The 14170-nt window shown below is 71.0% G+C and carries 15 protein-coding genes and 1 tRNA gene; 12 read left to right on the top strand and 4 right to left on the bottom strand.

Translation table 11 applies throughout. From position 1 onward, the window contains the following. Nucleotides 1-72 precede the first annotated feature (72 nt). Nucleotides 73-372, bottom strand: a complete 300-nt coding sequence (locus ABT367_RS09920) for a hypothetical protein (RefSeq protein WP_352251433.1) — start codon at nucleotides 370-372, stop codon at nucleotides 73-75. Nucleotides 373-590: 218 nt separating this feature from the next. Continuing rightward, nucleotides 591-662: transfer RNA gene (locus ABT367_RS09915), tRNA-Arg, on the bottom strand. A gap of 637 nt (nucleotides 663-1299) precedes the next feature. On the opposite strand from ABT367_RS09915, the gene ABT367_RS09910 reads away from it, so the two are divergent. Beyond that, nucleotides 1300-1770 carry a response regulator gene (locus ABT367_RS09910; protein WP_352251431.1) on the top strand — a complete coding sequence of 157 codons (471 nt, stop codon included), beginning with the start codon at nucleotides 1300-1302 and terminating at the stop codon, nucleotides 1768-1770. Nucleotides 1771-1863: 93 nt separating this feature from the next. Further along, entirely contained in the window at nucleotides 1864-2853 is a 990-nt protein-coding gene (locus tag ABT367_RS09905) for a class I SAM-dependent methyltransferase family protein (protein ID WP_352251429.1), read from the top strand. Nucleotides 2854-2911: 58 nt separating this feature from the next. On the opposite strand, the gene ABT367_RS09900 is transcribed toward ABT367_RS09905, so the two are convergent. Continuing rightward, a complete protein-coding gene (locus tag ABT367_RS09900; protein WP_352251427.1) occupies nucleotides 2912-4009 on the bottom strand; it encodes a Ku protein in 1098 nt (365 codons plus the stop codon). A gap of 61 nt (nucleotides 4010-4070) precedes the next feature. On the opposite strand from ABT367_RS09900, the gene ligD reads away from it, so the two are divergent. After that, a complete protein-coding gene (ligD, locus tag ABT367_RS09895; RefSeq protein ID WP_352251425.1) occupies nucleotides 4071-4970 on the top strand; it encodes a non-homologous end-joining DNA ligase in 900 nt (299 codons plus the stop codon). Nucleotides 4971-4989: 19 nt separating this feature from the next. Then, nucleotides 4990-5883, top strand: coding sequence for an ATP-dependent DNA ligase (locus ABT367_RS09890; protein WP_352251423.1), 894 nt, complete (start codon nucleotides 4990-4992; stop codon nucleotides 5881-5883). Nucleotides 5884-6064: 181 nt separating this feature from the next. Here the strand turns inward: ABT367_RS09890 and ABT367_RS09885 are convergent, their stop codons facing one another. Further along, nucleotides 6065-6868, bottom strand: a complete 804-nt coding sequence (locus tag ABT367_RS09885; protein WP_352251421.1) for a nuclease-related domain-containing protein — start codon at nucleotides 6866-6868, stop codon at nucleotides 6065-6067. Nucleotides 6869-6982: 114 nt separating this feature from the next. On the opposite strand from ABT367_RS09885, the gene ABT367_RS09880 reads away from it, so the two are divergent. From ABT367_RS09880 to ABT367_RS09845, 8 genes are all read left to right on the top strand, one after another. Continuing rightward, nucleotides 6983-7465, top strand: a complete 483-nt coding sequence (locus ABT367_RS09880; protein ID WP_352251419.1) for a protein-tyrosine phosphatase family protein — start codon at nucleotides 6983-6985, stop codon at nucleotides 7463-7465. A 201-nt stretch (nucleotides 7466-7666) separates the two neighbouring features. Beyond that, a complete protein-coding gene (locus ABT367_RS09875; protein WP_352251417.1) occupies nucleotides 7667-7909 on the top strand; it encodes a hypothetical protein in 243 nt (80 codons plus the stop codon). Nucleotides 7910-7946: 37 nt separating this feature from the next. Continuing rightward, nucleotides 7947-8567 carry a class F sortase gene (locus ABT367_RS09870; RefSeq protein ID WP_352251415.1) on the top strand — a complete coding sequence of 207 codons (621 nt, stop codon included), beginning with the start codon at nucleotides 7947-7949 and terminating at the stop codon, nucleotides 8565-8567. Between the two features lie 62 nt (nucleotides 8568-8629). Continuing rightward, on the top strand, nucleotides 8630-9382 hold the full coding sequence (locus tag ABT367_RS09865; RefSeq protein WP_352251413.1) for a hypothetical protein: 753 nt from the start codon (nucleotides 8630-8632) through the stop codon (nucleotides 9380-9382). After that, a complete protein-coding gene (locus ABT367_RS09860) occupies nucleotides 9379-10629 on the top strand; it encodes a HAMP domain-containing sensor histidine kinase (RefSeq protein WP_352251411.1) in 1251 nt (416 codons plus the stop codon). The genes ABT367_RS09865 and ABT367_RS09860 overlap by 4 nt, the downstream gene beginning before the upstream one ends. Before the next feature lie 116 nt (nucleotides 10630-10745). Further along, the gene (locus tag ABT367_RS09855; protein ID WP_352251409.1) at nucleotides 10746-11126 is read left to right on the top strand and encodes an SH3 domain-containing protein; all 381 of its coding nucleotides are present in this window, start codon (nucleotides 10746-10748) and stop codon (nucleotides 11124-11126) included. Nucleotides 11127-11243: 117 nt separating this feature from the next. Next, nucleotides 11244-12623 carry an FtsW/RodA/SpoVE family cell cycle protein gene (locus tag ABT367_RS09850; protein WP_434975437.1) on the top strand — a complete coding sequence of 460 codons (1380 nt, stop codon included), beginning with the start codon at nucleotides 11244-11246 and terminating at the stop codon, nucleotides 12621-12623. A 28-nt stretch (nucleotides 12624-12651) separates the two neighbouring features. After that, nucleotides 12652-14170: penicillin-binding transpeptidase domain-containing protein (locus tag ABT367_RS09845; protein WP_352251407.1), on the top strand; the 1519-nt coding region annotated here is incomplete at its 3' end.

Here is a 14170-nt window from a genome sequence, read left to right as displayed (position 1 = left end):
CCTCCCTGCCCGGGGAGACAGAGGCCTTCTGGCGTCCGTACTGACGCAGCGGGGCCAAGCCAACCTGCGGCCTCAGTCCCCGAGAAACCACAGGTAGAGGGCCTGTCCGTTGAGAACTACCTGTCCCAGTTCGGCGAGCTCTCGCGCGAACTCGTCGGTCACCACGCCCGACGGCAGTCGCGGTAGCTCGTCCAGCAACGTCACCACCTGCCGGTGGTTGAACATGGTGTCTGCGTAGGGCAAGAGGTGCCCGAACATCGGAAATGCCGACTGATCGAGCCCGGCCAGCTCCCCGCTCCAGACCACCGCATGCCGGCTGTGGACCTCTATCGTGCCGTTCTCGTCGCGGACCTGGACGTTGATCATCGTCATCGCCAGAGACTACGACCCCGTGACCCGCCGCACAGACCCTGCTAGAAATGCGTGGGCCCACCTGCGGAAACGCTTCAAGATCCCGTCCACAGGTCGTCCACAGGACCCGACATACGGCCGCTTTGAGCGGCACAGAGCTGCGTTCGGCTGCAAACGCAAGAAGACCCCGCCTTCAGCGTTTCCGCTGGTGACGGGGTCTTTAGGCACCTTCTGCGAGGTGCCCCCGGCAGGATTCGAACCTGCGCACACGGCTCCGGAGGCCGTTGCTCTATCCCCTGAGCTACGGGGGCGTGTCAGGCGCTGCTTGAGCGGTGACGGGTAGAACCCTACCAGCTCACCAGGGGTGCACCGGAACCGGATTTCGGGGGTGCTGCGGTGTGGGTTCGGGGCGGTCCCGGCCCAGGGATCGAGGTGCGTCCGGGCCGGGGTTCGAGGTGCGTCCGACCCCTGGGTTCCTCAGTGGGCTGGGCCCTCCATCCTCAGCGGCCCGGTCCCCCCTTCGGTGGGTTGGGTGACCGCCCTCGGCGGGCTGGCCCCTCCGTCCTCGGCGGCCCGGGTCCCCGCCTTCGGTGACCTGGGTCCCCGTCCTCGGTGGACTGGGCCCCGCCCCGGCGGCCAGGTCCCTCCCTCGGCCGCCCGTGTCCCCGTCCTCAGTGAGCCGGCCCCTCCATCCTCAGCGGCCCGGTCCCCCCTTCGGTGGGTTGGGTGACCGCCCTCGGTGGGCTGAGCCCTCCATCCTCGGCGGCCCGGGTCCCCGTCTCGATGGCCCGGGCTCCCCGCCCTGGGGCGGCCCGGGTCCCCGCGCTCGATGGGCCCGTCCCCGCCCTCGGCAGCCCTGCCCGCAACGCCCCCCACCCCACCACCCCGTATACGCGGAAGTAGCGAAAACCCGGACGCGGTGGGCGGGGCGGACCTACCCTCGGTTTTGTGCCAGGGGCGTCCGGCCGGGTGCTTGTTGTGGACGACAACAAGGTGATCCGGCAGTTGATCAGGGTCAACCTCGAGCTGGAGGGCTTCGAGGTCGTGACCGCGGCCGATGGTGCCGAGGCGCTGGACATCGTGGAGCAGGTCAGGCCCGATGCCGTCACGTTGGATGTGGTGATGCCGCGGCTCGACGGGCTGCGGACGGCGGCGCGGTTGCGGAACGATCCCGGGACGCGTGAGCTGCCGCTCGTCATCGTGAGTGCGTGTACTCAGTACGAGGTGGAGAGCGGGCTCGAGGTCGGGGTCGACGCGTTCCTGGCCAAGCCCTTCGAGCCGGCGGAGCTGGTGGCGCTGGTCAGGCGGCTGGTCGAGCAGGGGCGCGGCTCCGACGCGGAGGCCCCGGCGGAGACGTCCGCGGCGGCCCAGGACACGCGGGCCAAGCCCAAGGAGCGCGCCGGGCGCGGTCGGCGCTGAGCCCGGCCCCCTGAGGCATCCGCAGGGCTACCCACGCCCCGACGAGTATCCGTACGGATTCCCGGCGCCGACCCGCGCCGCGACCGTGGATGTATGACTCCTCAGATCGCAAAGGCCGTAAAGACGGAGAAGGGCGCGAAGGCCGCGAAGGCCGTAAAGGCCGTGAAGGCCGTAAAGGCCGCAAACATCGCTAAGGCCTCCAAGAGCGCCAGGAGCGCCAAGACCACTCAGGCTTCGCCGACGGCGCGCGTGACGCCGCCCGGGCCGTTCGGGCGAGTCAAGTGGGCGGCGAACAGGGCCCTGTTGAAGAGTGTCGGGCGTCTGAGCAAAGGCGTCCGGATCGGTTATCGGTACGGGTTCGACAGCGGGACCATGCTCGATTACGTGTACGTGAACAAGGCGCAGGGGGCGCTGGGGGTCGGGGCGCTCATCGACCGGATCTTCCTCAACGCCGTCGGGTGGCGGGCCATCCGGGCTCGCAGGGCGCTGCTGCTCGCGACGCTGGACGAGGAGATTCTCGCGCGGGGCGGAAGCGGCGGACAGGACGGACGGGGCGGGAGTGTGTTCGTCCTCGATGTGGCCGGCGGACCCGGGCGGTATCTGCAGCAGCTGATCGCCGGGCATCCCGAGGGCCGGGTGCGGGTCGAGTGCCGGGATCTGGCGGAGGCCGGGCTGCGGCAGGGGGAACTGCTCGCCCGGGAACGGGGGTTGAGTGCGGAGGTCATCGCGTACGAGGTGGGGGACGCACTGGATCCGAAGCCGCCGTCGTCCGGGGCGCCCGATGTGATCGTGGTGTCCGGGCTGTACGAGCTGCTGCTCGATGAGCATCGGATCAGGGAATCCGTCCAACGGCTGCGGGGGCTGCTCGCGCCCGGTGGCTCATTGGTGTTCACCACGCAGACGCGGCACCCGCAGCTCGACTACATCGCTCACGTACTGCCCAATCGGGACGGGGAGTTGTGGGAGATGGAGTGCCGGAGCGTGGAGGAGGCGGAGCGGTGGGCGCGGGACGCCGGGTTCGGTGAGGTGGAGAGTGCGATGGAGGCGGTGGGGTTGTTCGCGGTGACCGTCGCGCGGGGGTGAGACGCGGGTGAGGGACGAGGGGTGAGGGGGCGAGGGACGGTCCGCGCCGCGGGTGAGTTCAGGCGGACTTCCTCTTCGCCCCCGCGGCGCTCTTCGACGCCGACTTCTTCGAAGCCGTCTTCTTGGTCGCCGTCTTGGTCGCCGTCTTGGTCGCCGTCTTGGTCGCCGTCTTGCTCTCTGTCCTGCTCGTCGACTTCTTCGCTGTCGACTTCGTGGCCGTCGACTTCGTGGCCGTCTTCTTCGACGCTGTCTTCTTGGCCGTGGAAGCCGTCGACTTCTTGCCTCCGACCTCCTTCGGCGCCGCCGCGGCCGACCTCTTGCGCGACTTCAGCTGGGTCACCTCGGCCACCTCGCCGTCCGAGCCTGACGACTCGCCGCGCGCCTCCTTGGCCGCCCGGACACTGCTCTCCAGGGCCGCCATCAGGTCGATCACCTTGCCGCCGCCCGCGGGCTCCGCGGGCGCCTGGGCCACGGCCTGGCCGCCGCCCGTCTTCGCGGCGATCATCTCCTCGACCGCGATGCGGTAGTCGTCGTGGAGGGTTTCGATATCGACCTCGCCGAGCGTCTCCATCAGGGCGTCCGCGAGGTCCAACTCGGCGTCGCGGACCGTGACATGGGTGTCGGGGGCGACCTCGTCCGCGGCCCGGATCTCGTCGGGCCAGAGCAGTCCGTGCATCGCGATCGCGTTGTCGACGACGCGGAGCATGCCGAGTCGCTCGCGGCCGCGGAGGGCGAATTTGGCGATCGCGACCTTCTGGCTGCGCTTCAGGGCCTCGCGGAGAAGGGTGTACGGCTTGGCCGCCGGGACCCCGTTCGCGGCCAGGTAGTACGCCGTGTCCATCTGGAGCGGGTCGATCCGTTCGGCCGGGACGAAGGCGACGATCTCGATGGTCTTGGCCGTGGGGATCGGGAGCGACGCCAGGTCCTCGTCCGTGATCGGGATGATCGAGCCGTCGGCGTCCTCGTACCCCTTGCCGATCTCCTGGGACGTGACCTCCTTCTCCTCCAGCTCGCACACCTTGCGGTAGCGGATCCGGCCGCCGTCGGCGGTGTGGATCTGGCGGAAGGAGACGTTGTGGTTCTCGGTGGCGTTGACCAGCTTGATCGGGATGCTGACCAGGCCGAAGGAGATGGCGCCGTTCCATATGGATCGCACGTTTTGCCCCTTCCACGGGAATTCGGCAGGTTCATACGGTCTTACGTGGGATTCTTATCGTATGACGCCGATCACAGAGGTGGAGGGGCGGCGCCTCGCGCTCTCGAATCTGGAGAAGGTGCTTTACCCCGCGCACGGCTTCACCAAGGGCGAGGTCCTTCACTACTACGCGGTGACGGCCGGATCGCTGCTCGCGCACCTGTACAACCGGCCGGTCTCCTTTCTCCGCTTCCCGGACGGGCCCGATGGCCAGCGGTTCTTTGCGAAGAACGTGCCGCCGGGGACGCCGTCGTGGGTGCGGACGGCCGAGGTTCCGCGTCGCTCCGAGGGCCGTACCGCCAAACAGGTTGTCGTCCAGGACATGGCCACCCTGATGTGGGCCGCGAACCTGGTCACCGAATTCCATACGCCCCAGTGGCAAGTGGACGCTCCCGGCAAGGCGGACCGGATGGTGTTCGACCTCGACCCCGGGGAGCCTGCCACCATCGTCGAGTGCTGTGAGGTCGCGCTCTGGCTGCGGGAGCGGCTCGAGTCGGACGGGCTGAACGTGTACGCCAAGACCTCCGGGTCCAAGGGGCTGCATGTGCTCGTACCGCTGCAGCCGACGCCGTCCGAGAAGGTCTCCGCGTACGCGAAGGAGCTGGCGATCGAGGCCGAGCAGGAGCTGCCGGGACTCGCGCTGCACAGGATGACCAGGGCGCTGCGGCCCGGGAAGGTCTTCGTGGACTACAGCCAGAACGCGGCGGCGAAGACGACCGCGGCTCCCTATACGTTGCGGGCGCGGCCTCTGCCGACGGTGTCCGCCCCCGTCACCTGGGAGGAGGTCGAGGGCTGTGAGCACCCCGATGACCTGGTGTTTCTGGCGAACGACATTCCGCCGCGGCTACGGGAGCACGGGGATCTGCTCGGCCCGCTGATCAATCTCAACCGGGCCGGCAAGCTGCCCCGGGGGTTCCGATGAGCACGGGAAGGGTGTCCCGGTGAAGCCGCCCGTGACGCTGGCGCCGCCCGTGAAGGTCGCCCTCGCCGAGTCGGTGAGTGCGCTGCCCGAGGGCGCGGGCGGCTGGGCGTACGAGCCGAAGTTCGACGGGCACCGGATGGTGCTCTTCCACGTCGGCGGGCAGGTGCGGCTGCAGGCGCGGTCCGGGCGGATCGTCACCCGCTCCTTTCCCGACATCGCTCAGGCGGCGCGGGCGCTGCCCGAGGGGACCGTGATCGACGGCGAGGTCGTGGTGTGGACGGACGGGCGGGTGGATTTCGCGGCCGTACAGGCCCGGGCGATGTCGACGCCCGCGCGGGCCGCGGAGCTCGCGCGGACGCTGCCCGCCTCGTATGCGGCCTTCGATCTCCTGGCCCTACGGGGTGAGGATCTGCGTCCGGCCCCGTACACGCGGCGGCGCGAGGAGCTTGTCTCGCTGCTCGCGCCGCTCGGGCCGCCGCTGCAGGCCGTGCCGATGACCACGGACCGCGAGCTGGCCCTGAGCTGGTACGAGGGGCTGCGGGACACCGGGATCGAAGGGCTTGTGGTCAAGCGGCTCGATCAGGGGTACCGGGCGGGGCGGCGGTCCTGGCTGAAGCTGCGGCACAGCGATACGCGCGATGCGGTGGTGGTCGGGTTCACCGGGCCGCCCGCGCGGCCGCAGGCGCTGGTGCTCGTGCTGCCGGACGACGACGAACCGGTGCTCTCGAGTCCCCTGTCGCCCGGGGTGCGGGCCCAGGCGGCCGGGCTGCTGCCGCCCGCTCAGGGCACGGGTGAGCTCAATGCGGTGGGGCTCGGGGATGTGACGTATCGGAGCGTGGTGGGCGGGCCGGTGGTGGAGGTGCGGCAGCAGGTCACACGGCATCAGACGGTGGCGGTCGTACGGTTCCGGTGAACTGAGCGGTCGGGTGCGGGGCCAGGTCCAGCTGTCAGGCCACGGGTGCGCAGCCAGGTCCAGGCTCAGGCCCACGGGTGCACAGCCAGGTCCAGCTGTCAGGCCCATGGGTGCGCGGCCAGACCCAGCGGTCATGTGCGCAGCCAGGCCCAGCGGTCACGTGCGCTGCCGAATCCGCCGCTCACGTGCGCAGCCAGGTCCGCCTGTCCCGCGCCTGTGCGTACAGCGTCTCGATGTCCGTCGGTTTGTAGACGCCGGCGAGGGTCGCGAAGGTGGTGAGGTCCGTGTCCTCGACGACGCGGGCCTCGCGGAGCGGACCGCGCAGATCGACCGCCGTCGCCGCGACCACCGCGAGGACCGGGCGGACCTCCGTGGTCAGGGCCAGGCAGGCGCGGTCGGCTTGGTGGCGCAGGCGGCCGAGGAGCGGTTCCGCCTGGGCGCGGCCCACCGTGACCTCGGGGTCCGTGACGCGGACGCGGTGCTTGGCGGCGTGCAGGGCGTGCAGCGCGAAGACGCCGCCCGGGCCGATCAGGAGATGGTGCAGCAGGCCCCCGCCCGGGAGCGGCAGGGAGTGCAGGACGCGCCAGCCCGCCGGTTCCAGGCGGTCCAGGGTCTCGCCGACCGCCTGCTGAGCGAGCAGGTCGCGCCGGCGCTGGTCCGAGCGCAGCCGGCGGACCGGGGTCGGGTCGCGGTCGAGGGCGATCAGAAGCGCCTCGCCGGGGCGGTTGGGGGCCAGGTCGTCGTCGGGATGCAGGGCGAGGCGGGCGAGTTCGGCGCCGGTCGGCACGGGCGGGGCGCCCACCGTGACCGGGCCGGTCAGATAGGGCCCGAGGGCCCTGAGCACCTCTTGCCTGCGCTCGTCCCTGAGGAGATTGACCCGGCCGGCCTCGCGGTCGTACCAGGCGATGTTCCTGCCGTCCGGGAGGAGTACGTAGTAACGCTCGTGTCCATGTCGCCATGTGGGTACGACCCGCAAGTCGGTCATGCCGCATCACCCCACGACCATGGGAACAGCTCGGCCCGGTCCGGGCAATAACCCGGTCGGGCCCGGAACCGTTCGAAAGTACCTACGCTGGAGGGGACTTGAGGGGGTTTGCCGATGCCCACCAAGCTCTCGTTCTCGGAGGTGCCCTCGCCGCGCCGTCGTTGGGACGAGATCGTGCCCGGGCTCTCCATGGGCGGACATGAGATGCGGGAGCAGGACGGGCCGGTCGAATCCGTCGTCGTGGGCGCGGAGTTCGAGGTCGTCTGCAGTCTTCATACGATCCCGGGCCACGGCCCCTCCCCCGGCGTCGAGCACCACGTCCTGGACATCCCGGACGCCGCGCTGAGCGAGGAGCAGCTGGCCGAGGTGCGCCGGATGGTGTGGTGCGCGCATGCCTCGCTTGCGGCCGGGCGTTCCGTCCTCGTGCGCTGCTACAGCGGGTACAACCGGTCCGGTCTGGTGGTGGCCGGGGTCCTGATGCTCGGCGGATACGGGGCCGAGGACGCGGTCGCGCGGATAAGGGAGCGGCGGTCGCCTTATGCGCTGCACAACCCGCTCTTCGTGCAGTACCTGGTCAACGGGATGCTCAGCGAGTGAGGCCTGGGCGCGGCTCACGGCGGGGTCCGTCGCCGGTTGAAGGCTGAAGCCGCCGGTTGAAGGCTGAATAAGTAACGGCTCTGTCCGGACAGCTATGGGCCGCCGTTACACAGCTGCCGAATTGCCGCAATGGCGGACACATACCTTCGAATACGTCAGCCCGTCCGGTGGCCTCAGCAGCCCGCGTCGTAAGGACCCCTCGTGAGCACTTCCCGTCGCACTCTCGTCCGCACGCTCGCCGTCTCCGTTCTCACCGGCGGTGCGCTGCTGATGCCCGCCGCCGCCTCCTTCGCGGCCGCGCCGGCCTCCGATCTGTCCACGCACACCGAATCCCCCGCACTGCTCGCCGCGGGCGGCGGTGTCGCGGCGGCCGGTGCCGCGGGCCTCGGCTTCGCGATGCTGCGCCGCGGCCGCACCGACGGCTGCGACCGCACCGAGAGCTGACCCGACCCCGCCGACCTGCCCCCCACTGGAGCACTCCGTGACCACCCCCACCCTCCCCCGCCGCACCACCCGCATAGCCGCCGCGTCCGTCCTGACCGTCTCGCTCGGCGCCGGCCTCTTGGCCTGCGGCCAGGGCGCGCAGCCCGGCCCGGACGTGAAGGTCGCCAACACCGCAACCACCCAGGCCGCGCAGGCCCCGCAGCCGCTGAAGCAGTCCAAGCCGACCGGTCTGCGGATCCCGTCGGCCGGTGTCGACGCCGCGTCGATGCTCGATCTGACCACGGACGCGAGCGGCGAGCTGAAGGTGCCGCCGGCCGACAAGGCGGAGCTGCCGGGCTGGTGGCAGGACGGGCCGACGCCCGGCGAGAAGGGCGCGGCCGTCCTGGTCGCGCACTACGACACCGCCAAGGGCCCGGCGCTGATGAAGAACGTCAAGGACATCAAGGTCGGCGACGCCGTCGACGTCCCCCGCGCGGACGGCACCACGGCGCACTTCAAGGTCCGCGAGATCGAGCAGGTGAACAAGAGGGACTTCCCCACCAATAAGGTGTACGGGGAGACGAACCGCGCCGAGCTGCGGCTCCTCACCTGTGGCGGCGGACTGAAGGACGGCCACCGCACGGACAACATCATTCTCTACGCCGACCTGGTGCAGTAGCAGCGACCGACGGAGCTGCGACCGACGGCCAGGTGCGGTGACCGCCGACCCGGAGTGCCGATGTGAAGCCCCGTTCCGCCGCTCTCGTGCTGCCCGCCGTCGCCCTGCTCGCCGCGACCGCGGTGGGCTGCGGCAGCGCGGGCGGGCTCACGAGCGCGGGTGCGACCCCGAGTGCGGTGGGTCCGGCACGGCTGTGGCCCGAGCTGCCGCCCGCGAAGAGCGACACCCAGGACGATCTCGGTGACGTCAAGCCCGAGGTCGTACCGGGGATCGAGGTGCCGGACGGCGACCTGCACCGGGTGAACGCGCTCGCCGTGGTGCAGGCGGAGGTGCGGGCCCACCCCGACGAGGCGACCGGGCAGGACGCCATGCCCGCCGAGATCCGCACGAAGATCCTCGACTGCAAGGGGAAGGCCGGGGACAAGGGCTGCCCGGTGATGACCGCGTACTACCGGGACCTGACCGGCAGCGGGAAGGACGAGCTGATCGTCGGGATCGATCTGGGGGACCGGGACGCGTACGGGATCGGCATCCGCGCGTATACGCAGGACGAGGGCCATCTCGTACGGATCATGTCGACCACACAGCCGGTGATCAGCGCGGAGCTGGCCGGACGGGATCTGATCCTGCGCTCGCCGGCCCAGTTCGCCGGGTACGAGTTCCGGGATGTGTGGTCCTGGGACGGGTCGGCGCGGTCGATGCTCCCGAAGCGGATGGAGATCGTGCGGGCACCCGGGGCGAGCGCACCGCCCGGGCTCTCCTCCGCGGCCCCCTCCGCCCCCACGGCCTCCCCCTCCGCGGCGGCCACCCCGTGAAACCCCGCTTCCCCTCCTGGACCGCATCCCTGACCTGGAAGGCCGCGGTCTTCATCACGGTCATGTGCTGTGCGCTGGCCGCGATGCTCGGCGCCTTCGTGCATGTCGCGGTCACCGGCCAGACGGTCGGCAACGCGCGCGAGAAGGCGCTCACGAAACTGCAGGACGTCACCCGTTTGTACGAAGCGGGCGACCGGCTTCCGCCCGACTCCGGGATCGATCTCGCGGACCTGCCGGGCTCGCTGCGCGACCTCGCCCTGCAGGGCAGACGCGGCACCATGGTCGCCGAGTACGACGGCCGGCCCATGATGTGGGCGGCGGGCCCGGCGGACAGCGGCCAGGTGGTGGCCGCGGGCATCGACTACGCGCAGAGCGCGCGCACCATCGAGGGCCTGGACCGGGCGATCGCCGTCTCCTCGGTCCTGGCGATCGGGGCGACGCTCCTGGTGGGCGCGTTCGGCGTGACCCGTGTGACGCGGCGGCTGCATCAGACGGCCACGGTCGCCCGCCGGATCAGCGCCGGCGATCTGGACGCGCGGGTCAACGACCCCCGTACGAAGGATCCCGACCGCGCCCCGGACGAAGTGGCCACCGTGGCGGGGGCGTTGGACACCATGGCCGCCTCGCTGCAGGGCAAGCTGGTGAGCGAGCAGCGGTTCACCGCCGATGTCGCGCACGAGCTGCGGACCCCGCTGACCGGGCTGCACGCCGCGGCCGAACTGCTGCCGCCGGGGCGTCCCGCCGAGATGGTGCGCGAGCGGGTGCAGACGATGCGGACGCTCACCGAGGACCTCCTGGAGATCTCGCGTCTCGATTCACGGCGCGAGGAAGTCGACCTGGACTCCCATGAGTTGGGGCCGCTGGTGGAGCGGGCCGCGCAGGGTACGGACACGCGGGTCGAGGTCGTACGGAACGTGCGGATCGAAACCGACCGGCGGCGCCTGGAACGGGTCCTCGGCAATCTGATCGCCAACGCCCATAAGCACGGCCGCCCTCCGGTCCTCGTGACCGTCGACGGCCCGGTGGTCAGCGTGCGGGACCACGGTGACGGCTACCCGGACTATCTGGTGGAGCACGGGCCGCAGCGGTTCCGTACCGAGGGCGGCGCCAAGGGACATGGGCTCGGCCTGACCATCGCGGTGGGCCAGGCGCGGGTCCTGGGTGCGCAGTTGAGGTTCATGAACGATCCGGACGGTGGGGCGGTGGCCCGGCTGACGCTGCCGCACGAGGACCGCGAAGAGGCCTGAGTCCTCGGTGCGCTGGAAGCCGAGTCCGCTTCTCGGCGCGCCCTGAGTCCGTTTTGCGTACTTCCGGGTCCGCTCCTAGCGTGATCACACCGGTTCGCCCCTTCGAGGAGGCCCTCATGTCGCTCCGGTCCACCGCCCTTCGTGTGGGCATATCCGTCTCGCTCGGCGCGCTCTGCGTGGCCGGGGCCGCGGTCCCTTCGTCCGCACAGCCGCAGACCACCGTCCGGGCGGCACCCGGGGACCCCGGCAACAACCCGCCGCCGAGCTACACGGGCCGCATCAGCGCCCGCAACGGGCTGATCCTGCGCGACTCCCCGACCCGCGGCAGCCGGATCGTCCGCACCGAGCCGTACGGCGCGATCGTGCACATCTTCTGCAAGACGCGCGGCGAGAACATCCAGGGCAACGACCGCTGGTACCAGCTCACCGACGGGACCTGGGCCTGGGGCGCGGCCTACTACATCGACAACATCGGGCCCGCGCCGCGCTGGTGCTGAAGGTCCGGCCCCGCCTGGTGCGGAGAGCCGCCCGACGGCTGGGCCGACTCACCCTCGTATGACAAAAACGCCCGGACAAAGCGGGATATCGTCCCCGCCCATTGCTACCGTCCGCGCATGACCGGATCGACGGCCGACTTCCAGGACCTGGCGGAGCTCACCAACCCGCAGGACGCCGCCGTCACCGGGGCCGGGCCGATGCGCAGGCGCGGGGTCGAACTGGCGCTGCTCTTCCTGGCCGTGGGCCTGAGCGTCTGCGGCTATGTGTCCGTCGGCCTCGCACGGCACGGTGTGGTCCCGCCGGGCGCGGCCGGCTACGGAGCGGGGCTCGGTGTGCTCGCGCTGCTCGCGCATATCGCGGTGCGGCTGCGCGCGCCGTACGCCGATCCGCTGCTGCTCCCGACCGCGGTGCTGCTCAACGGGCTCGGGCTCGTGCTGATCTACCGCCTCGACCAGGAGACCCCGCACGACCAGGCCGCTCTGGCCCAACTGGTGTGGTCCACGGTCGGGGTGGGGCTCTTCATCGTGGTCGTGCTCGCGCTCAAGGACCACCGGGACCTGCAGCGTTACGCGTATCTGTCGGGCCTGGCCGCCCTGGCGCTGCTCGCGGTGCCGATCTTCTTCCCGCCGGTGAACGGGGCGCGGCTCTGGGTGCGGATCGCCGGTCTGTCCCTGCAGCCGGGCGAGTTCGCGAAGGTTCTGCTCGCGGTGTTCTTCGCGGCGTATCTGGCGGCGAACCGCAGCGCGCTCGCGTACGCGGGCCGGCGGGTGCTGTGGATGCGGCTGCCGACGGGGCGGGTGCTCGGTCCCGTCGTGGCGATCTGGCTGGTGAGCGTCGCGGTGCTCGTGGTGGAACGGGACCTCGGCACCTCGCTGCTGTTCTTCGGGCTCTTCGTGATCCTGCTGTTCGTGGCCACGGGACGTAAGGGATGGCTCGCGGTCGGGCTGCTGCTCGGGGGCGCGGGGGCGTACGCGGCCGCGCGCTTCGAACCCCATGTGCACACCCGCGTGTCCGACTGGCTGCATCCGCTGGCCTCGATCGAGGCGGGCGAGGGGCCGAACCAACTCGCCCAGTCGCTCTTCGCGTTCGCTGCCGGCGGGATGCTCGGCACCGGGCTCGGCAAGGGCGAGTCGATCCTGATCGGCTTCGCGGCCAAGTCCGACTTCATCCTGGCGACGGCCGGCGAGGAGCTGGGGCTCGTGGGCCTTTCCGCCGTCTTCGTGCTGTACGGGGTGCTGGTGGCGCGCGGTTACCGGGCGGGGCTCGCGCTGCGGGACGCGTTCGGGCGGCTGCTCGCGGTGGGGCTGGCCTCGATCCTCGCGCTCCAGGTGTTCGTGATCGCGGGCGGGGTGATGGGCCTGATCCCGCTGACCGGTATGGCGATGCCCTTTCTCGCGCAGGGCGGTTCATCCGTGGTGACCAACTGGATCATGGTGGCGCTGCTGATCCGGCTGAGCGATTCGGCGCGCAGACGTCCCGAGGAGGGATCCGAGTGACCCGCCAGATCCGTCGGGAGGGATCCGAGTGACCCGCCAGATCCGCTGGGCGGCGGCTTTCTGTCTGCTGCTCACGGCGCTGCTGCTCCTCAACGCGGCGCGTATCCAGCTCGTCCAGTCCGCGACGTACGACGACAATCCGGCCAACCGCCGCCAGGCCATCGCGCGTTACAGCCAGCCGCGCGGGGACATCTACGTCGACGGGCGGCCGGTCACGGGGTCCAAGGACACGGGCGAGCAGCTCCGCTATGAACGCACGTACAAGAACGGTCCGTTGTACGCGCCGGTGACCGGCTACGCCTCGCAGGTGTACGGATCGACCTTCCTGGAGAACTCCGAGGACCGCATCCTGGCCGGCACCTCGCCCCTGCTCGCGCCGCTACCGCTGTGGGGCGACCTCACCCGGGAGCTGCAGCCGGGCGGGCGGGTGCACACCACGATCGTGCCCGCGATGCAGCGGGCCGCGTTCGACGGGCTCGGCGGCAGGCAGGGGGCGGTCGCGGCGATCGAGCCGTCCACTGGCAAGATCCTGGCGCTGGTCTCGACTCCCTCGTACGATCCGGGACTTCTGTCGGGCAACGACGTGACGGCCGCGAGGAACTGGTCCCGGCTGAACGCGGCCGCGAGCAAGCCGATGCTGAACCGGGCGATCCGGCAGACGTACCCGCCGGGTTCGGCGTTCAAGGTGGTGACGGCGGCCGCGGCACTGGACGCGGGAGTGATCACGGATGTGGACGCGCCGACGGATTCGCCCGACCCCTATCGGCTGCCCGGCACGTCCACCTCGCTCGGCAACGAGGTCAAGGGCTGCGAGAACGCCTCTCTGCGCCATGCCTTCACCTGGTCCTGCAACACGGTGTTCGCCCGTCTCGGGGTCGATGTCGGGCTCGGCGCGATGGCCGGAACGGCGCAGCGCTTCGGCTTCAACACCCGGGGGCTGCGCATCCCTTCACCCGTGGCCACCAGCAACTTCGACACCTCGATGGACCAGCCGCAGCTGGCGCTGTCCTCGATCGGGCAGTACGACACCACGGCCACCCCGCTGCAGATGGCGATGGTCGCCTCGGCGGTCGCGTCCGGCGGCGAACTCATGGCCCCCTATCTGGTCGACCGCACGACGGACGCCTCCGGCGACACCGTCTCGCTCCCCCAGCCGCGCTCGCTGCGTCAGGCCTTCAATCCCGCGACGGCCTCGGTGCTGCGGGAGTTGATGGTCGAGGTGGTCGAGAAGGGAACGGGCCGCAACGGGGCCATTCCGGGCGCGGTGGTCGGCGGCAAGACGGGCACGGCCCAGCACGGCTACGGCAACACGGGCCTCCCGTACGCCTGGTTCATCTCCTGGGCGCAGCCCGCCGATTCCGCGACCCCGGCGGTGGCCGTGGCCGTGGTGGTGGAGGACGCCTCGGCGGTACGCGACGACATCAGCGGCGGCGGCATCGCGGCACCCATCGCCCGCGCGGTGATGGAGGCGGGGCTGGCGCGGGCGGGGCGGTCGGAGCCGGGTCAGCGGGGGTGGCCGGGGCGACAGGAGGAGTGGCCCCAGCGGC

It is taken from the genome of Streptomyces mesophilus (genome assembly GCF_040300965.1).
GTDB classification, from domain to species: Bacteria; Actinomycetota; Actinomycetes; order Streptomycetales; family Streptomycetaceae; genus Streptomyces; species Streptomyces mesophilus_A.
Note: the sequence above shows the minus strand (reverse complement) of the source record. Positions and strands in the feature narration are given on the sequence as shown.